Source organism: Photorhabdus africana, from assembly GCF_035181445.1.
In the GTDB taxonomy this organism is placed as follows: Bacteria; Pseudomonadota; Gammaproteobacteria; order Enterobacterales; family Enterobacteriaceae; genus Photorhabdus; species Photorhabdus laumondii.
The window spans coordinates 19350-40569 of the sequence record NZ_JAXBVE010000001.1 but is presented as its reverse complement, the minus strand read 5'-3'; the positions used below and the strand labels follow the sequence as shown (position 1 = coordinate 40569).

Here is a 21220-nt window from a genome sequence, read left to right as displayed (position 1 = left end):
TCATTAGGTATTTTTATGTTTAACCAAGACATAGCCTCAATAATAACACGTATTACATCAATCGAACTTGAGACTTTATGTTCACATTAGAATTCATTATGTTTTGTGATGAATGTCAATAATGACCTCCTTATATCAAACAATAGATAAAGCTGAATTGATGAAATCATCCCGCATCAATCCTGATATTTTATACAAATTTAGCTTATTATCTCTTATGTTTTATCATAAAAAAAACTGTAGTAATGCGGGAATGATCACAAAAAGGGTAGCAAAAAATCTAACTATATGATTATTATGAAGTTATCATCCCAACCAGCGCTGATATTATAATGCAATTAGTAGGATATCAACATATTATCCATTATCTTTCAAGTTGCCTCTTTGTTGGCTGCACTCACCCCGGTCACATAGTTATCTGGATTCACTCCCTTGCCGTCGCGATGCATCTTGAAATCCATAGGGTATATAAAAATATATTTCATAACTTTTTGAATATATTACCAATCATTCAAATAGTAAATTAAAAAAATGATAAGATAAAATATAATTTCCAAGAGATTGATTTTAATGAATTTATCTCTATAAATTATTTCTATAAATAATAGAATCGAATATATCGTATGTCATTTTCATACTTCGAAAAATGATATATTCATGCAATTATTTCTACTTCAGATACTCTCTCTCATTTCAAATAACAACGGCTTTGACAGCCCCCTTTGTTTAACATTGACAAACAACTCCAGTACTTTCGCACCATGCCAATCATTCCTGTTGATCTTGCAAATGCAAACCTAAACACTCGGTGGTGGTCATCCATTCCACTGTTACTTATCGTTCATGCCGAATTTGCGTATTCGATCACAATAGCTTTATCTGGTTAATCGACTTGATTGCGATCTGCCAATCAACTCAATTATCTTTTAGTCCAAAAACCAGCTTGATAATTTAACTACGATATAATAACTCATATCCCAAAAGGGTAGCATATCATGAAAAACCTTTACTATCTGATTGTCACACCAGGATTAATGCTTTCGGCCTCTGCCCTTGCTTCACCTGCTAATAGCATCGAAGCACGCCTTGATGCACTTGAGCAGCGACTGCAACAAGCAGAACAACGAGCCGCCCAAGCGGAAGCACGAGCCACTGCCGCCGAGCAACACGCACAGCAGCTGGAACAACGCGCTATCGACACCCAACAACAGACCATACAAATAGCACAAAGCCCCACTCCGCGGGAAAACAGTGCTTCATCAACCAGCAACTTGAAACTGAATGATTTTGGCGATCTCAAATTGTACGGTGATGTAGAATTCAATCTCGATAGCGCCAGCCGAACCGGTCAGCTTACTTCACTTAAAACCAGCGATAATAAAGACTGGAAACCTGGCGACAAAGAGCGTTGGAATGTTAATGGCCGCATTTTGATCGGGCTGGACGGTTACCGCCGTGATCAAAACAACAACTTTGCCGGCTTTAGAGTGCAACCATTAGCAGACATGACTGGCAAAATGAATCTCGACGACGCCGCTTTCTTCTTCGGCAATGAGAAAAACTGGCAGGTAAAAATCGGGCGTTTTGAAGCCTACGATATGTTCCCACTCAACCAAGATACTTTTATTCAGTATTCTGGTAATACTGCCAACGATTTGTATGCCGATGGTTTCGGTTATATCTATATGATGAAAGAAGGACGTGGCCGCAGTAACAGCGGTGGTAACTTGATGCTGAGCAAATACGCCGGTAACTGGTATTTCGAACTCAATACTCTATTCGAAGATGGCACTTCGCTATTCCGAGATAACACTTACCACGGCAATACATTGGAAAATAAAAAAAATGTCGCCTATTTGCGCCCGGTAGCAGCCTGGAAAAAAGATCAGTTTAGTGCAGCCATAGCGATGGAGAGTAATGTCGTCAATAACGCCTATGGCTACCAGCATAATCAAGGGCAATGGGTCGATCAATCCAGACGCAATGGTTACGGCATGACATTAAGTTGGAATGGTCTGGAGGCCGATCCTGATGATGGCATTGTCGCTAACCTGAATACCGCCTATTTGGATGCCTCAGATGAACACAATTTCACTACCGGAATTAATGTGATGTGGCATCGTTTCGAACTGGGTTATATCTATGCCCATAACCATATCAAAACGTTCAATACTGACGATACAACCGCATATATTAATCACCCATTCAATGAACCGGGTAAATACGATATAAATACCATCCATATGTCATATCAGATTCCTAGTATCATGAATATGAAGAACTTTAATCTCTATCTTGGTGCCTACGTCTCTATGCTGGAAGCCAATAATAACAACAAAATTGCCAACAGTAATAATGACCGACGCTATGGTGCACGCGCCAGATTTAAATATCTCTTCTAATTGCAAACTAATGGGTGTGCAGGACCAAGACGGGCAATGTCTCTATTTTAAAGCCCGCTCTGCGGACTTTCTTCAGATTATTGACAAAGTGCTGTTTTTTTATCCGGCACTTTGTCTTAATTAACCTCGGTTTCGTTTAAAAAGCCATAAAAACCAGCCCGTACTCGTTTTTTCTCGCTGTGCGACTCCCTCAAATACTCAATGACGGGGAATACGGAGGTTGTGACAAACGCAATTTTGGTCGAATCAATAAAAGCGGTTGATGATATACTAAAGTTAAAATCAATTAAATTTAATATTCTAATACCTCTTTATATGTAAATTTTTTTTGCCAAATTAAAAATAAAAACCCGAGTTGACATTATATACTTTGCGTTCTATTTTCTATTTAATTTTAGTGAAAATATTTTTATTATTGGGCGGGTTCGACTAATAAGTGCAATCTTTCAGAAAGGCGGTCAGTTGCTATAGTAAGCATCTATTTCACCAAAGGAAAATGTACTATGACCTAAACAGAAAACAAGCATCAGAATTAGCAACCACTACAGTAAAGGCGTCGTACCCATTAAAGCATAAGGGTTAAAATAATGACGTCTGATAATAGTTTAGAATTTGCGAATCATGAAATGATCAGTGAAGAATTAGATATACCCTATGGATTTCAAGATGCATCGCGACGGCAAGGGAGAGAATCCCCGGGAGCATAGCAAACTATGTGACCGGGGTGAGCGAGTGCAGCCAACAAAGAGGCAACTTGAAAGATAATGGGTATATTGTTTCACCCGGCAAGCAAAGTAATATTATTGAGGTCATTACTTCACTCAAAAAACGGTTTTATAATATAATAGATTTGTCTAATAGACTATTTATTTAAAACTATCTCTATCATTTATCCAGCAATATTCTTTACTATCTGATTTGTCAGAAATTGATTGATTGATTTTGTAGATCGAAAAAAAGCATGACAATGTTGTTGCACTTACTATGCGAAACCTCGATATTATTATTTATAGGTGTTTTTTGAAATCATCAAATATAACTAAATAATTTCTTGAGCTAATTAGTATTAACTGGTTTTTTCTAAGATATCGTAATTAATTTAATACGATGCCATTTTAGTTCACCCTAATAAAGAGATATTACAATGGGCTGGAATATATTTATTAACGCACCAGATAGTTACCGTCTTACCACCGCGCATATCCGCAACAGCTTGCACCAACAAGGGTTTGCCACTTTCAATGCCACCGATCTTGACCTTTCTGACAGTGAAAAAATCGATCTTATCTCTCTCTGTGAATTATCGAAGTCACTGCCGTTAGATCGATTTGGTGAAGGAGGTCGCCACCGCAGTTATTGTGAAGGAGTGTGGAACCGTGAAACAGAAACTATTGATTGGAAAACAGGTTATCCGCAGCCTGATGGTAACATAGAGATTAATTACCATCAGGGCAGTGAATATCAACCTGAATTTGGTGGTGTGGTACGCAAATTCCTGCGCATGCCCGATGAGATACTCAATAAAGGGCTGCTTAATAAACTCATTTGGCACGATCTGAGTCTAACCGGCATGGCAGAACATTATTCCCGTTTGCTGTGTGGTGTGCATCTGATCCGAATGCAGGCACTACCGGGTAAACCGGCAAAAATTACGCCTAACTGTTTTCATCGTGACGGTCAACCGTTCACCGCTGTACATTTGATTGAACGTTACAATGTCGAAGGCGGTGCAACACATATCGCGCCCCCTTATTATGCGAATTGCCAGCTTGAAGCAGTCCCTGCTCATGAGATAACTCGTTTTCTCCTTAATGATCCCCTTGATAGCTATATCATCGATGATGCAGCGATTTGTCATTACATCAATCCCGTCACTTGCGATGAAAACGCCAGCGTTGGAGTCCGCACTATCATTCTGATTGATTTCACCCCGTTAGAACAGAGTGACAGGTGTTCCCAGTAGCGCTTTTGTCATGAAAGTGGCTGGCAACCAGGAGTGCCAGGAGTGCCAGGAGTGATAGCTTTTACGGCAATCACTGAGCTGTAAAAATCTTTTTATCTTAGGAAAAATTTTGTGAGTAATTATTCAAACACCTTATCGAATGTTCCATTCTTATTACCAACACCAGCTCAACGCAGGCTATGGCTTATTAGCCAAGGAAATATGGACTCAGCATTATATAACGTGCCATTTTCGCTACGTTTGCGTGGTACGTTAGATAGAGAAGCGCTTGAAAAAACGATTATTTTTATGATTGAGCGTCATCCGGTGTTGCGTTCACAATTTCATGTTGTCAATGGAGAATTGCAGATAGCATTGGATCCGCAGCGGCCTGAATTACGTATCAGTGATCTCAGCGATTATTCCCCGGAGGAGCGCGAAACCAAAATACAGTCAATCTGTAATAATGAAGTCAGATATTGTTTTAATCTCAGTAGTGATTTGCCTTTTCGTTGTTTATTGCTTCGCCGACAAGAGAACGATCATCAGTTGATATTTACGCTTCACCATATTGTATTTGATGATTGGTCTACTCACGTTTTTCTTAATGATTTTAGCCATGCCTATAACCAGTATAAAGTAGGTCAACAGCCTAAGTTGACGACAATTACCTACCCGCATGTCAGTGACTCTGTAACAAATATTCATATGAGTAGCGCTCGTCGGCAACGCTTACGCGGCTATTGGGGAAAACAGCTAGCGGAATTGCCTGAGCTACATAAATTACCTACCGATCGGCCACGGTTATTGGAACAACGGGGACGTGGTGCGGTATATCAGCAGTCACTTCCTTTATCTCTCGTTGGACGTATTTCTAAAATCTGCCAACGTTATGGATTGACACCTTATATGGTGGCGATTTCCGCTTTTGCCGTATTACTGAATCGTTATTCACACGATGACGACATCGTTATTGGCAGTCCATTTGCGAATCGTCACAATATTGATGAACATGTTCGCCTTGGCTTTTTTATCAATTTGTTACCGTTGCGTTTTCGCGTTAATGAAGGGATAAGTTTCAGTGATCTATTGGTTCAAGCACGCGATATATTGCTTGATGCATATGAAAATGCTGATTTGCCGTTCGATGAGATTGTCGATGTGGTACAGCCCCTACGTTCTCTGAGCCATTCCCCTGTTTTTCAGATTATGTTTGATTATTTGAAGAGTCCGGGCCAAACATTGCAACTGAATGGGTTAGCAGCAGAAGTACAATTTATCCATTCTGGTACTGCTAAATATGATTTGACGCTATCGATCGAAGAATCCCCAAATTCACTACTCTGTCTGGTTGAATTTGATACCGATTTGTTTGATAACCTCACCATTACTCGCATGGTGAATCACTATGAGACATTGCTGGATAGCTTGTTAAGTGAACCTGAGCGTTCTGTCGCCAAATGTAGCATGTTGCCGCCAGAAGAATTGGAAACACTGGCTCGCTTCTCCCGACCGGCAGAACCTCTGCCGGTATTGGAATTTATTTCGGTAGCTGAACTCATTAAGTCGCAGGTGCGTAATAATCCAGATGCCCAAGCTATTGTTTGGCGTGATCAACGTTTCACCTATGCTCAACTGGACGAGTACGCACAATGCCTGCTCGCGAAGATGCGCCAATGTGGCGTTGAGCCGGGTAGCCGGGTTGCCGTATTGATGAGCTACCGGCCAGAAATTGTCATCTCTTTTTACGCTATTCTCTCTGCCGGTGCGGTTTATGTGCCGTTGTCTCCCTCCGATCCTCGCTTCGCCGATAAGATAAATGATGCTCAGCCAGTCCTGATCCTCACCAGTGAACAGGATGCTGTTGGTTTGCTTGATTTTCGTACCATTGTACTGGAAGTTGATGGGCTGTTTCGTCAACCAGCACCGGATGTGCAATCAATTTGGCCGGTTCAGGAGAGTGATTCAGCCTATGTTATTTACACTTCTGGTTCAACGGGTAAACCGAAAGGTGTTGCTGTCACCCACCGCAGTGTCTGCCATAACATTCTGGCAATCCGCGATGAGCTGAGGCTTGAACCTTCTTCTCGCATAGTGCAGTACTCCTCGCCCGTATTTGATGTGATGTTGGGAGAAATTTTTCCAGCACTTGTAGCGGGTGCTTGCGTGGTCTTCGCTAATAAACAGCAACTGTTGCCTGGCAGTAATCTGACAGAGTGGCTGGCACATCAACAGATTACGCATATGTGGATTGTCCCTTCTGCGTTGGCGATAGTGCCGTTAGTACCGCTGCCAAGTCTCCAGGTGATTATCGTAACCGGTGAGCCTTGTATGCCCGAAGTCGCCCAGCGCTGGTCTGTAGGGCGCAGGCTGATGAATGGATACGGCCCTACTGAATGTGCGATTGTGGTCTCCCTTACCGATTATCATGCCGAAGGACAAAATCTAGTGCTGCGTCCAATGGGCGATGTTCGCTTCCATCTGCTTGATGAACTGAGAAAGCCCGTGGCACCGGGGGAAATGGGTGAGCTTTATTTAGCAGGAACCTGTGTTGCACAAGGTTATCTGGGTATGGATGAAAAAACCGCCGAGGTGTTTTTACCCGATAGCTTTGCACCACAATTAAAGGCTCGTATGTACCGTACCGGCGACATTGTGCGCCAACGCATGGATGGCGCACTGGAATTTGTTGGCCGGGTTGACCGTCAGGTAAAAATCCGTGGTCATCGAATTGAACTGAATGCTGTACGTGCCGCCCTAAGTGCATTACCGGGTGTACGTCAGGCCGAAGCGCTGGCGATCACCGATAGCCAAGGGAATAAAGAGTTGGCGGGATACATTGTTGGCGAAACCAGCCGTGGTGAGATCCTGAGCGCATTACGCCAACAGGTTAATGAAGTGATGGTGCCAACAGCGTTGTTCTTTCTTGATGCACTGCCTACCGGCATTACGGGAAAAGTCGATCTGAAAGCATTGGCTGAAATGAAACTAACACGTGCCGGTCAGCATCAATTTTCTCCTTTGCCCGCCAAAGTTGTGTCATCACTCAGTCGCGTTGAGGCTATCTGGCGTGAATTGCTGGAGAGGGATGAGATCGGTTATGACGAAAACTTTTTCGATGCTGGCGGCCACTCACTACGGGTTATGGCGCTATTCCAGCAATTGAATGAGGCGTTTGGTGGAGGTTTATCTGTGACCGATATTTTCGCTCATCCCACCATTCGACAACAGGCTCAACTACTGGACACGCTGTCGCAACAAAAAACACCCGTTACAGTGGCAGTCACACCGCTGATAGTCACTGAAAAGACAACAACACCAACGTTGGATGTTTCGACTCAGGATAGCAATGCTATTGCGATCATTGGTATGACTGGCCGCTTCCCACAAGCGCCCGACCTCGACACTTTTTGGCAGCGGTTGTTGGCGGGTTACGATGCTAGTGTCGAGTTGTCTGACGAGGCGTTGTTACAACGGGGTGTCAATCCAGCGCTGTTAAGTCACCCACAGTTTGTCAGACGCGCACGTTCGCTGGAGGGGTGTGCGGAGTTTGATGCACGCTTCTTTGGTTATTCATCACGTGAAGCGCAGGTGATGGACCCGCAACAGCGGTTGTTTCTTGAAATGGCATGGGAAACGCTGGAACTCTCTGGCTATGGCAATGATAGTACACCGCGTTCAGTGGGCGTCTTTGGTAGCAGTGGCTTCAATTATTACCTGCTGGAAAACGTCATGCCCAATAAAGACCGGATGCACCTCGACCCCGGTCAGTGGCAAATAGGTAATGACAAGGATTTTATCGCGACACGTGCTGCTTACAAACTGAACCTTAGCGGACCGGCTGTCAGTATCGGTACCGCCTGTTCGTCATCACTCACCGCGATTCACTTTGCCTGCGAAAGCCTACGGCGTGGTGAATGTGATATGGCATTAGCAGGTGCCGTCGCACTGGACCCACAACAGGTTGGCTTTGTTCATGTCAGTGGTGGAATTATGTCTCCAGATGGCCTTTGCCGACCATTTGACGTTGCAGCCAACGGTACAGCTAGCGGCAGCGGCGGTGGGATGATATTACTAAAACGTCTGTCCGCTGCTTTAGAAGATGGCGATACCATCCATGCGGTAATTAAAGGTTCTGCTGTCAATAATGATGGTGCACAAAAGGTGAGTTACACGGCACCAAGTATTGACGGCCAATCTTCAGTGATCAAAGACGCGCTGCGTAATGCCGGGGTATCGCCTGCCAGCATCAGTTATATCGAAGCACACGGTACGGCGACCTCTTTAGGCGATCCAGTAGAAATACGTGCGCTGACTCAGGCTTTCCTGGAACAATCTGATGGTGAAGTGTTACCGGTAGGGAGTTGTGCAATAGGTTCTGTGAAAGGAAATATAGGACATATTGATGCTGCTGCCGGTATAGCCGGTGTAATCAAAACCGTGTTGGCGCTGCGTCACCAGACTTTGCCACCAAGTATTCACTATCATCAACCCAATCCTGCAATCCACTTCGAACAGACCCCGTTTGCTGTGATCAAGACAGCATGCCCGTGGCCGCAAACAAGTCAGCCACGTCGTGCCGGTGTCAGTTCTTTCGGCATTGGCGGCACTAATGCGCACCTTATTCTGGAAGAAGCTCCGCGTCAGCAAGATGCCCGTATATTAGATGACGAACGCTGGCATCTGCTGCCGATTTCAGCGAAAACGCCGCAAGCGTTGCTTCAGCAAGGGGAACGCTTGGCAGTAGCACTGACTACCGGTAATGATCCACTGGCGGATATTGCCGGGACTTTGCAACAGGGACGCAGCGCCTTCAATGAGCGTGCTTTTGTTGTGGGAAAAGATCGGGAGCAATTAATCAATCAACTACGCCAGCTATCACCGCAGACGGTTAGTCGCAAACAACAGCATCGGCCGGTGATTTTTATGTTTCCGGGACAAGGCAGTCAATCTATTGAAATGGGCCAGTCGCTCTATCAGCGTGATGGTGTATTCCGCCAGCAATTTGATCGCTGTGCCGAACTGCTACAGCCACACATCAAACTGGATATCAGGCAGTTAATTTATCCGCAATCGGCGCGCGACAATGCTGTCAGCCGGTTAAATGCGACACGTTATACCCAGCCTGCGCTATTCACTGTTGAGTATGCTCTAGCCCGCCAGCTACAAGCTTGGGGTATTACCCCCCAAGCAATGATTGGTCATAGCCTCGGTGAACTGGTTGCGGCCTGTGTAGGGGGTATGCTTGAACTGGAAGATACACTGGCATTGGTAGCAAATCGAGCGGCAATCATGCAGCGCCAGCCCACAGGAGCAATGCTGGCGGTACAGGCATCATCTGAGCGCATGGTTTCGCTGGCGCCAGAGAGTGAATTTGCAGCGATCAACGGGCCTGAACAGTGCGTAATAACTGGCAGCCATGACAACATTGCGGTACTGGAAGAGCAATGCAACAAGGCAGGTCTTTCTTGCCAACGGCTAACAACATCACATGCATTTCATAGTTCATTGATGGATACTGCCGCACAACAGATGCGGGAATTCAGCGCAGGCTTCACGCTACAATCCGGTACCATTCCGATGATATCCAATATCAGTGGCCGTTGGTTCAGTGAACAGGATCGCGATAATTCTGGTTATTGGGGAGATCATCTGCGTCGGCCGGTACGCTTCTATGATGGTATTCTTACGTTACTGAACCGTTATGATAATCCAATCCTGCTTGAAGTCGGTCCAGGGCGTGCACTGACTAGCATGCTGAAAAATCTACAGCAGACAGGCCAGGCTCAGACACTGACCACAATGCGCCAACCTCGCCAGCAAAAACCGGATGAAGAGGTGCTGCTCAATACCATCGGGCAGTTGTGGCAGCAAGGAGTTGCTATCGATTGGGCTGCATTTGGTCATTCACACAAATTACATCGGGTTATGCTGCCAGTGTACCCCTTCCAACGCCAACATCTCTGGTTGGAACATCCTGTCACTACATCAGCCACCGTCATCAGTACACAACGGAGAAAACTACCGACTTTCACACAGTTATCGGATAGAGAGGGGGTCACGCAGTTTACTTGTAAGCTGGATGATAATGTCTGGTTTATTGATGAACATCGCATTTTCGAAGGGCAAGGTGTCTTACCGGGCACAGGTTGCTTGGAATTAGTGCGTCGTGCGTTTCACGAATTGCAACCCGGTGGCACAGCGACTTTCAGTGAAGTTTACTTCCCCTCACCGTTGGTATTATCGTCGGGTGTTGAGCGTCAGATACGCATCAGCTTGACCGCCATTGATCGCAGCTTTGCCTTTACGCTGGAGTCTCACGGTGATGGTGATGACATGTGGCAACTCCATGCAAACGGCAATGTTACTGCCGTATGCCCTCCACCAGCAGAGATTGTTTCACCATATGAGTTACGTCGGAATTTGCAGCTTGAAGAAGTTACAGAGGCCCCGGAGCGTTTCAATCAGGCATTTGCTGACTATGGACCACGTTGGCAATGCATTGCAGGTGTATGGATGGGGGATCGCTGTGCGTTGGCACAGTTGCGACTCAATCAGGCATTTATCGATGATTTGCCTGATATTGCACTACATCCGGCTTTGCTCGACTTGGGCACAGTGTTCTTACATGCCTGTCTGTTGCCGGGTGATGCTTCAATACCGTTCCATTACGATTCGCTGACGCTGCACCAGCCATTATGCGCCGAATTTTACAGTCTGGCGGCTGAGACGGCACCTCGGACTTATGACATAACGCTATTTAGTTGGGATGAGAGTCAAAATTGCAAGCAGGTGCTGGCTGAAATCCACGGTTACAATTTACGACAGTTCAATTCTTTACCATTCCAGCCAGCCAGCGAGTCGAATGTAGCACGGTGGTGTCGTTACCCTCGATGGTTGTCGAAGCCGCTAGGCGAAGCAAAACAGAATCATGCGCCGTGGTTGATTTTTGGTGCCCAAGCCGCTGAGCTGAGTGATTTATCGGAAGCGGCGGCGCCCGGCAGTATCGTTGTTGAAGATGCTGATGAATTTCTACAACAGAGTACCTACCGCTTTCGTTTGCGTAAGGATCAACCCGAAGATTATCAACGACTGATAGATTGCCTGATACAGCAACAAGTGCTACCAGAACGTATTATCTGGTGCTGGACTGCGGCAGGGATTTCGCAACCAGAGGCTGCGTTTGAACAACTGGCGGCTGCGATTAAAGCGCTTACCGGTCATCACAAGGTTTTTAATATTACCCTGATTTCCCGTGGGTTACAGGCAGCCAGCGTGTTGGAAGCCTGTAATGCCGCACCCGCGCTTGGTTTGCTAGGAATATTAGCGGCCGAGTACCCGGGGTGTTCTGCACGTCATATCGATCTGGATGATGACACTGTTGCTACATATCAATCGCTGATTGCAGAGCTGTATACGGATATGCAACCGGAAGAAGCAGCAGAAGGAATACCGGTTACCAGCATTACGCTTAAACAGGGTGAGCGTGAATTACAAACATTTACTGAGCTTGATGAGATACCTCACCGGCAAATTCTGCGGGATGGCGGTGTTTACCTGATTACGGGTGGATTGGGGGGTATCGGTCAGTTACTGGCACGTCACATCAGCAATCAATGCAGTAAGGTTAAACTCGGTATTTTGAGCCGCCGAGGAACTAATGCGGTAAGTGAAGCTTTACTCGATGTGTTACAAAAATCCGGTGCTGAAGTCATGATGTTACGCGCTGATGTTGCTGATGATGCGGCATTGACTAAAGCACTGGCACAGATGCGGGCAAGATTTGGTGCTATCAACGGTGTGATTCATTCAGCGGGTATTGAAGCCAGTGGATTGCTGGAGCATGGCACGTCGCAGGACTGGCGGCATGTGATGGCAGCAAAAGTAAGTGGTACACAGCAATTGATGACGGCGATAAGTCAGGACCCTCTCGACTTTGTTCTGCTGTGCTCTTCACTTGCCTCATTGGTAGGTGGAATGGGTCAGGCAGACTACGCGGCGGCGAACCGTTATCTTGATGCCGTGGCGCACTACTGGCGACAGCAGGCTATACCGGTAACGTCAGTTAACTGGGATACCTGGGCAGAAGTGGGGATGGCCGTGGATTATGCTGCACGCCGTCAAGAAAGCGTGATCGGTCTCAGTAATCAAGAGGGCTGCGCTATTTTCGATCTGGCGATCGCTGGAATGGAAGCACAGATCGTTGTCAATAAATTTCCCCCTGTTCAGCGCACACAATTACAGGATTTATCAGTGATATCTGATTCCGCCAGCCCAGAGGAAGCGGTTCGTCAATTGTGGTATGAGCTACTGGGCGAAGAGACGATTCACTTGGAAGATGATTTCTTCGAACTGGGCGGTCATTCACTATTGGCAACACAGATGATCTCCCGTTTGCGTGATCATTTCCAGCACTGTTTGACGCTGGCGGAGTTTCTCGAACAGCCGACAATGGCACGTGTTGTCCGTTCACTCTCTGACGAGAAAAAGAGCCAGGCTCCTGAGAATGCCCATATCCGCTACTGCTTGGTGCCAATTAATCACGGCGGTCATGGTAATTATTCACCCTTCTTTTGTGTGCCGGGTATGGGCGGCAACGTTACCCAATTTATGCCTTTGGCGGCGGCATTACCACGAGAACTGCCATTTATCGGTATGCAGTATTTAGGACTTGATGGAAAAACTGCGCCGCACCAATCGGTGGAAGAGATAGCAACACATTACATTGCCTGTTTGCGCTCGGTACAGAAGCAGGGGCCATATCATATCGGCGGTCATTCATTGGGCGGCAAGGTGGCTTATGAAATGGCACGGCAGCTTCATGCTGAGGGAGAAAGCATCGGTTCTCTAGTGCTACTCGACTCTGCCGCACCACCCTATGCACCGGTTCCGTATCAGGAAGATGCTGATATTGCCAAAGTTATTCTTGGTATTTTTGCTTACTACACTGACCGACTGGAAATGATCGACAGCTTGGATGACAACGAAATGCGTGCATTACCACGCGAGGCGTTACTGAACTATATCAAAGAGCAGCTAAAACGTTTCTCATTGATTCAGGCACAGAATGATATGGGCTCAATTAACGGACTGTTCAATGTCTATCGGGCTGCGTCGGATATGTCACCGAAATATCGTCCAATACCCGTACAGTTGCCAATTCCCATGCTGTTAGTAAAAGCGGTAGAACCCTTACCGAAAGGGGTTGTTGTGCCAGAGATCCGGGAGACCAATGCCTGGGGTTGGGAGAAGTTCTCCACTCTTCCCATTCGTATCGCAGAAGTGCCGGGGAATCATTATAGCTGTCTGATGGAAGAGCACGTAGCACATGTATCTCAGGCAATAATCCATCACTTTCCGTCAATAATCACAGGAGGACAGGTATGAGTGATTCATCCCCAACGGTTCACCTTGCTGAAAACCGCCAGCATAAACGCCGATTGGCCGTGATCCTAATGACATTGGCTGTGGATGCTTTGGGTATCGGGATTGTACTCCCAGTTTTACCCGATCTGTTGCGGGAGGTTGCCCCGCAACCACCGGAAGCGGATGTGCCGTTAATCGGGTTATTTGTCTCACTATATGCTTTTGCACAGTTCCTTTTCGCCCCGCTGTTAGGGGCGCTTAGCGACGCTTGGGGAAGGCGGCCGGTATTGCTCGCAACCCTGTTTGGCACAGCGCTAAGCTATACGCTGGTGGCAACAGCACCGTCGCTAGGATGGCTGGTGGCCGGTATATTTCTTTCCGGCTCCACTGCCGCCAGTACTTCCGCGGCATCGGCTTACGTAGCAGATGTGACACCAGAAGCACAGCGAGCCGCGCGTTTCGGTCTGGTCAGCGGTGTTCTTGGCTTCGGCATGGTTGCCGGGCCAGCCTTCGGAGGGTTATTGGGCATGATTGCACCGCGCCTTCCGTTTGTGATTGCTGGCTCACTGGCCGCCGTGAACGCTATTGCCGCTATGTTCGTTCTGAACGAAAGTCTGACCAAGGAGAACCGGCGTTCGTTCGACTGGCGCCGTGCCAACCCTTTGGGCAGCCTGAAACTACTGGCAACAGATGGGGTACTGAGACGATTGGTTTATGCTTCGGCTCTTGGCATGGTGGCTTATGGCATTTTTCTGGCCTGTTTTGTCTTACTCAATGAAATGCGTTTGGGCTGGGGACCACGTGAAAATGGTCTGGCTCTCACCGGGCTCGGCGTCGGGATCATCATAACGCAAACTTGGTTGCTAAAAATGTTCGTGGCGCGCTGCAACGAATACCGCACAGCAATCATCGGTTACGGACTCTATATGTTGGCGTTTATCGCTTATAGCCTGGCGGTATCACCACTGATTGTTGCGGGTGCAATTGCTCTGCATGCACTGGCGTTGATCAGCGATTCGACGCTTCGTGCTTTGATTTCATTGCGGGCCGGCAATGAGCGACAAGGGGAATATCTGGGAGCACAGAACTGTATGTTGGGGCTGGCTATCACTGCTTCACCGCTGTTGGGGGCGTTATTGCTGCATTTTTCATCTCATCAGGGGCAATCTCTCTATTTTCAAGGGCTTCCCTTTGTTATTGCTGTCGTTGTTTGCTTCTGCGCCATATTGATTTTGCTGCGTGGTTCTCAGGCAGACATCACATTACGCAATTTATATAAATAAAAATATCACCAGCCTGTGAGGATTAATTATGAAACAACATCAAGGGACCTATTACCCCCTGACCGCAGCACAGCAAGAAATTTGGCTGGCTGAACAATTAAATGTAAGCGCAGGAATTTATAACACTGGTTGTTATATTGATATTTCAGGCGCTATCGATATTGAGACACTTAACACGGCATTGTCCCAGTTGATAGATGAAGCTGAATGTTTACGAGTGGTGGTTGTGCAACACCCACAAGGACCACAACAACAGATTGTTACCAACCTGCAATGGAGCTGCCCGCTTATTGATCTATCTAACCATGTGGATGTGTTAACAGAAGCTGAAATCTGGATGAAGGCTGAATTGGTGCGGCCAATGGCGTTAACACAGGGGCCGTTGTTTGGTTTTGCGCTGCTAAAAATCAGCGATGAACACTATTTTTTGTTTATCCGTGTCCATCATCTGGCGAGTGATGCTTTTGGCACTACGTTGCTGATTCAGCGGCTTGCTGAACTGTATACCCAGAAATTGACTGGCGCTGCTGAGCTGGAAAATCCTTTCGGACCTCTTAGCAATCTGTTGGCTTTTGATGAAGAGTACCGCCGCTCGGAAAATTTTCAACATGACCGTCAGTGGTGGTCACAGTACATGGCTGGCCGAAGTGAGCCACAGAGCCTTGCCGTGGGGGCGAAACCCGGTCAGTTCGCTGACTTGGGTTCGTTCAGTTGCACCCAATGTGAAATCTCGACAAAGGCCAAGGATATTCTGCGTACTCTGAGTGAAGAGAGTGGAAGTAGTATGGCACAAATTATTATTGCCATCGTTGCTTCCTGGATTTCTCGTATGACCGATAAGCAAGATATTACTTTAGGTATGCCAGTCACTGCGCGTTCAGGGCGTGCGTTACGTAGTATTCCGGGCATGGTATCCAATGTATTACCTCTGCGTCTGACAATAGATCCTGCTCATTCCATAGGCGACATTAGTAAGCACGTCAGCCAAGAAATCCGCCAGTTACTCAAACATCAGCAGTATCGCTCTGAAGATATCTATCGTGATTTACAACGAAATGGCTCTTCCCCCCGCTTGTTTGCGCAGAATATTAATGTGATGCTGTTTAGCAGCAATGTAAGCTTTGCGGGTAATTTTGGACGTATCAAAAATTTGTCCAGCGGGCCGGTAGAAGACCTCACTGTGACCATTTATGATCATGGCGAAGGCGATAGTTTGCAGTTTACGCTCGATACGAATGATAACCTCTACACTCCCCACGATATTAACCTGCAAAAATCTCTTTTTCAGCACTTCATCACTGAATTGCTGGCAGATATATCACGCCCCATTGGTGAACTGACATTACCAGGCTGGCACATAGGAAACAGCCTATTACCTGCACGGCGCACAGTATTAAATGAGGAAACACTGACCTCGCGCTTTGAACAACAAGCAATTGCCATGCCGGATAGTGTGGCGCTGACTTATCAGCAGGAGAATGTGAGTTATGCGGTATTGAACCAACGTGCTAACCGACTGGCGCACTATCTGGTATCACGGCAAATAGGCCCGGAACAGCGTGTTATGGTCTGCTTACCACGTTCTATTGAGATGGTGGTGACACTGCTGGCTATCATCAAGGCTGGTGCTGCTTACGTGCCAGTAGAAGCGGATTATCCGCAAAGTCGTCTTGATTTTATGATTGACGATGCTGAACCTGCTTGTGTGATCACCACCAGTGAAATTGCGCAACGTCTGACAACCAATATCCCCATGTTATTGCTAGATGACCCCGAGTTGATCGCCCATCTGGAAATGCAGAGTGTTGCTGATCTGTCTGACAAAGAGCGCTTGCAACCGCTGATTTCAGCGCATCCTGCTTATATCATTTACACTTCTGGCTCCACCGGTGTGCCCAAGGGCGTGGTAGTGACTCATCATAATGTGATGCGTTTACTACAAAGTACCCAGCACTGGTTTCATTTCTCTGAAACTGATTGTTGGACAATGTTTCACTCTTATGCGTTTGATTTTGCTGTCTGGGAGTGTTGGGGAGCATTGTTGAATGGCGGAAGATTGGTGATTGTTCCCTGGGAAGTCAGCCGTTCACCCACAGATTTTTTGCAGCTTTTGGTTAGCGAAAAAGTGACCGTATTAAATCAGACACCTTCAGCGTTTCAGGCGCTGATCCATGCTGATCGCGAAGCCCCTGAGCTTGGGCAGAGTTTGGTACTACGCACGGTGATTTTTGGCGGAGAAGCGCTGAATGCGCATATTCTGGAAGAGTGGTATCAAAGACACGATGACAACGCACCTCAGTTGATAAACATGTATGGTATTACTGAAACCACTGTACATGTGACCTATTTCCCTCTTTCACGTGAAGTCATTGCTCAGCCTGCTTCAAGTCTTATTGGTGAACCTATTGATGATCTCGGTATTTATATTCTTGATGAGACTCAGTGCCCGGTTCCGGTAGGTTTTGTGGGTGAGATATATGTGGGCGGCGCGGGGGTAGCGCGTGGTTATCTGAATCGTCCTGAACTCACTGCTGAACGCTTTCTTGCTGATCCTTTTATCGGCACAGATGCGTGCATGTATCGCACGGGTGACCTGGCAAGATTGCGTCGGGATGGGGTACTGGACTTCCTTGGCCGTACCGACGATCAGGTTAAAATCCGCGGCTTCCGTATTGAATTGGGCGAGGTGGCGGCAGCACTAAATGCACACCCTGATATCGTGCAGTCTGAGGTCATTGTGCGTGAAGATGAAGGTCAACAGAAGCGGTTGGTGGGTTATGTCATTGCTCATAAAGGTATTACGCTTGAATCACAGTTAATACGGTCCAGTCTGACCACATGCCTGCCCGAAGCGATGATTCCAGCGGCAATAGTGCAGCTTGATCACTTCCCGTTGACCATTAACGGAAAGTTAGATCGTAAAGCATTACCGAAACCCATGTGGAACAGTGTAGTAGTCAATGAAAGCGTCTCCTCCAGCCCACAGGAACTCTCGCTTTGTCGTCTGTTTGCCGAGTTGTTGGGATTAGAAAATATCTCTCCAGAGGATAATTTCTTTGAGCTCGGCGGCGAATCTTTGGTTGCAATGCGGGTAATAGCAAGAGTGCGTAGTGACTTCGGCGTTGAAATAACGTTGCGCGATCTATTTAACGCACCGAGGGTCAGCCAACTGGTGCAACGATTGAACGCTTTGCAGCAGGAAAATGAAGTAGTCAGCCAGACCTAAATTTTTAACGTGATTATACTGGCAAGTAAATAAAACAGAGGACAAAACATAATGAACCGAATAGATGAGTTAACCGCAGAACTTCTTAGCTCAATGAATCAGTATGACCTTAAACGACTGGATAATATTTTTTCTGAAGATATTTCACTTTATTATCCGGGCCTTCCACCAATGGTAGGTAAAAAGATGTCGATTATTTTTCTCAAGAAACTTTTCTCAAATTTTGAATATTTACATTTTAGGCAAACAGGGTTCATTGCTAGTAATAACCAGGCTTGCGTTATTTGGGAAAATGAAGGGCGCCGTAAAAATAGTGATATTTATAGCAACATGGGCGTGACATTAATAGAAATTATGGACGACAAAATAGTTCTCCTCAGCGATTACTTTAAATTTGAAGTACCTCATTAAGTAGGATATCGCTGTAATAAAAATTTGGAGCTCTCTGGATCTTGTATTTGGTTTAGATACTATCGCTACGCTCTTGTTTTATTAGTCTGGCTTCTAAGGAGAAAGGTGAAATGGTGGCGATAAGCTGTTTCACCTTTAGTAACAGTTGCCACATGTAACGACATGGATGATTGTGTGTATACCCGTCATCTTTCAAGTTGCTTCTTTGTTGGCTGCACTCACCCCGGTCACATCGTTACCTATGCTCCCAAGGATTCACTCCCTTGCCGTCGCGATCCATATTGAAATCCATAGGGTATAGCAATTCTCCAATAAATTAACTTATCCATAATATTGACAGGCATTTCATTCAGTGCTGTCGGCATAAAATCAGCCACAAATGGCAGATAAACGTCTTGCAAGAGTGCCAATATTCCCTTGATATCTTCCTCAATTGGTATAGAAAAACTGATCGCTATTTCTGACATTATTCGTTTCCAGAATTAACCTGCTTAACAACCATAAACAGTTGACTTTCATATAAAACTGCCAATTTCCCCTCAAATTGATATTTATCCACCAGCATTTTTAATCTTTCGATAAATAACTCACCGTGAGCAGCTAAAGCACGTTGCACTTGAGTCGATGAACGACTCATCCCGATAAATGTTTCGCCGGGAATAGGCATATTCCAGCGGGTATTGAGTGTAATATGGAGGACATTTTCATGCAGAAATGCAGTATTCAATTCCTGCGCATAATCAAAATCCCGATAGTGACGGCTATAGTTAGGGCTTAATTCTTCCAGCAGATTTTCATACTCATTCAGAAATTCACTATGCCGGTAATCTCGGTTATTTTGCAGGATCGCTATGATGCCATTATCTGCCAGACTGTTTCTGACCAGATTTAATACCGTTGCCTGATCCATCCATTGAAGAGATTGTGCTGCTATGATCAGGTCAGGATTACCCACATTGGCGAGATGCTGTTCAGCGCTGCCATGTAACCAATTGACCCACGGCAGTTTCTGTTTACCGGTGTCGATCATATCCTGCGAAATATCAATAGCCGTGTAGTGGTGTTGCTGACCAAACAGATTTGTCAGCCCTTCGAGAGCAATGCCAGTTCCAGCACCAATATCGACAACAGACAGTGCCCTGTCTTTAGGCAGCCAGTGGCAAATTTCACGGAAAAGTGCCTGTGGATAACGAGGGCGGTAGCGATCATAACCTTTAGCCAAACCATCAAATTTTTCTTTATGCTGTGTCATATTGTCCTCTGCTTCTGCTCTTTGGGTAATGGGTTTTCGGGCAATTGATTAAAAATGTCATTGAGTCGTCCACCTGCGCAGACAACCGCCAACATTTGTTCGGATGGTGGATAAAAAATGGAACTAAGTGCCTGTTCCAAGATCAGAATTTTCGACTGTAGTGGTCAATAATTTCCGGAAAATCTTTAATCCTGAGTGGCAGGTTTACCCCTGCCACGTTTATTCAGAAACCTAAGCTATCCAGTAGATCATCAACCTGAGCCTGATTAGCGATAACACCCACGCCGTTTTGGTTCACCTGCGGACCATTTAGCAAGCTATCAGCCTCTTTCTTAGTTTTCGCCATCTGATCAGCCGGCATGTTTTCCATTAATACCATCACCAACTGTTTTTCTATTTCCTGAATAACATCCATCATCCGCTTGATAACTTGACCGGTAAGATCCTGAAAGTCTTGTGCCATCATGATCTCCAGCAGTTGAGCGTTAGTGAAAGCAGTATGTTCAGGTACCGAATCGAGGTAATTCCGGGTATCCATCACCAAAGCGCGCGCCACTGGCAATTCAACCGGGTTTTCAAACCACTCATCCCAACGTTTAGTCAATGATATTGCCGATGCTTCCAACTCATTCTGACGAGGTTGCGCCGCCTCAACACAATTAAGTGCCCTCTCCGCCGCCTGCGCTGTCATCTGCACAACATAGTCCAGGCGTTCTCTCGCATCGGGGATTGCCTCAGCAGCCTGAGCAATGGTTTGATCCAATCCCAACTCACGTAAACTATCACGCAACATACGCGTAAGCTGGCCGATACGGCTGATAATTTCACTGGCGCTAATGGTCTCATCCCTTGGCATGACTGGATTTACACTCATTATGTCTCCTTAGAGGCCCAGTTTTTCAAATATTTTGTTGAGCTTTTCTTCCAGAGTAGCTGCGGTAAAAGGTTTAACAACATAACCGCTGGCCCCGGCTTGCGCGGCTGCAATGATATTTTCTTTCTTCGCTTCTGCGGTCACCATCAAAACCGGTATCTTAGCCAATTGGGCATCTTCACGAATGATTTTTAGTAACTCTAAACCATCCATATTGGGCATATTCCAATCAGAGATGATAAAGTCAAATTGAGATGCACGAATCTTAGTCAAGGCTTCCGCCCCATCCTGAGCTTCTTCTACATTATTAAAGCCCAATTCTTTTAAAAGATTACGAACAATGCGACGCATGGTTGAAAAATCATCAACCACCAAAAATCTCAGATCCTTATTCGCCATAAAAATTCCTTGAAATTATTTACCAATCAGCACAGAGCCGCTTAAAAAATGAAATTTATCCGATA

General features: G+C 46.1%; 10 protein-coding genes. 6 read left to right on the top strand and 4 right to left on the bottom strand.

The features are described from left to right. Positions 1–995: 995 nt before the first annotated feature. From SLS51_RS00130 to SLS51_RS00105, 6 genes are all read left to right on the top strand, one after another. Positions 996–2402, top strand: coding sequence for a carbohydrate porin (locus SLS51_RS00130; RefSeq protein WP_323834364.1), 1407 nt, complete (start codon positions 996–998; stop codon positions 2400–2402). Positions 2403–3546: 1144 nt separating this feature from the next. Then, positions 3547–4365, top strand: coding sequence for a 2OG-Fe dioxygenase family protein (locus SLS51_RS00125; RefSeq protein WP_323834362.1), 819 nt, complete (start codon positions 3547–3549; stop codon positions 4363–4365). A 111-nt stretch (positions 4366–4476) separates the two neighbouring features. Further along, on the top strand, positions 4477–13731 hold the full coding sequence (locus SLS51_RS00120) for a non-ribosomal peptide synthetase/type I polyketide synthase (protein WP_323834360.1): 9255 nt from the start codon (positions 4477–4479) through the stop codon (positions 13729–13731). Then, complete coding sequence (locus tag SLS51_RS00115; RefSeq protein WP_323834358.1) at positions 13728–14993, top strand: MFS transporter; 1266 nt, start codon at positions 13728–13730, stop codon at positions 14991–14993. The genes SLS51_RS00120 and SLS51_RS00115 overlap by 4 nt, the downstream gene beginning before the upstream one ends. A 28-nt stretch (positions 14994–15021) precedes the next feature. Further along, complete coding sequence (locus SLS51_RS00110; RefSeq protein WP_323834356.1) at positions 15022–18219, top strand: non-ribosomal peptide synthetase; 3198 nt, start codon at positions 15022–15024, stop codon at positions 18217–18219. Positions 18220–18270: 51 nt separating this feature from the next. After that, positions 18271–18630, top strand: coding sequence for a nuclear transport factor 2 family protein (locus SLS51_RS00105; protein WP_323834354.1), 360 nt, complete (start codon positions 18271–18273; stop codon positions 18628–18630). 239 nt (positions 18631–18869) lie between these two features. Here SLS51_RS00105 and SLS51_RS00100 read toward each other — a convergent pair whose 3' ends face one another. The 4 genes from SLS51_RS00100 to cheY form a co-directional block, all read right to left on the bottom strand. Continuing rightward, a complete protein-coding gene (locus SLS51_RS00100) occupies positions 18870–19097 on the bottom strand; it encodes a hypothetical protein (RefSeq protein ID WP_323834352.1) in 228 nt (75 codons plus the stop codon). Then, complete coding sequence (locus SLS51_RS00095) at positions 19097–19882, bottom strand: class I SAM-dependent methyltransferase (RefSeq protein ID WP_323834350.1); 786 nt, start codon at positions 19880–19882, stop codon at positions 19097–19099. Before SLS51_RS00095 ends, SLS51_RS00100 begins: the two co-directional genes overlap by 1 nt. 223 nt (positions 19883–20105) lie before the next feature. Then, positions 20106–20756: a protein phosphatase CheZ gene (gene cheZ, locus SLS51_RS00090; RefSeq protein WP_323834348.1), complete on the bottom strand. Its 651-nt coding sequence runs from the start codon at positions 20754–20756 to the stop codon at positions 20106–20108. A gap of 9 nt (positions 20757–20765) precedes the next feature. Further along, positions 20766–21155, bottom strand: a complete 390-nt coding sequence (gene cheY / locus SLS51_RS00085) for a chemotaxis response regulator CheY (protein WP_049582061.1) — start codon at positions 21153–21155, stop codon at positions 20766–20768. Positions 21156–21220: the final 65 nt, after the last annotated feature.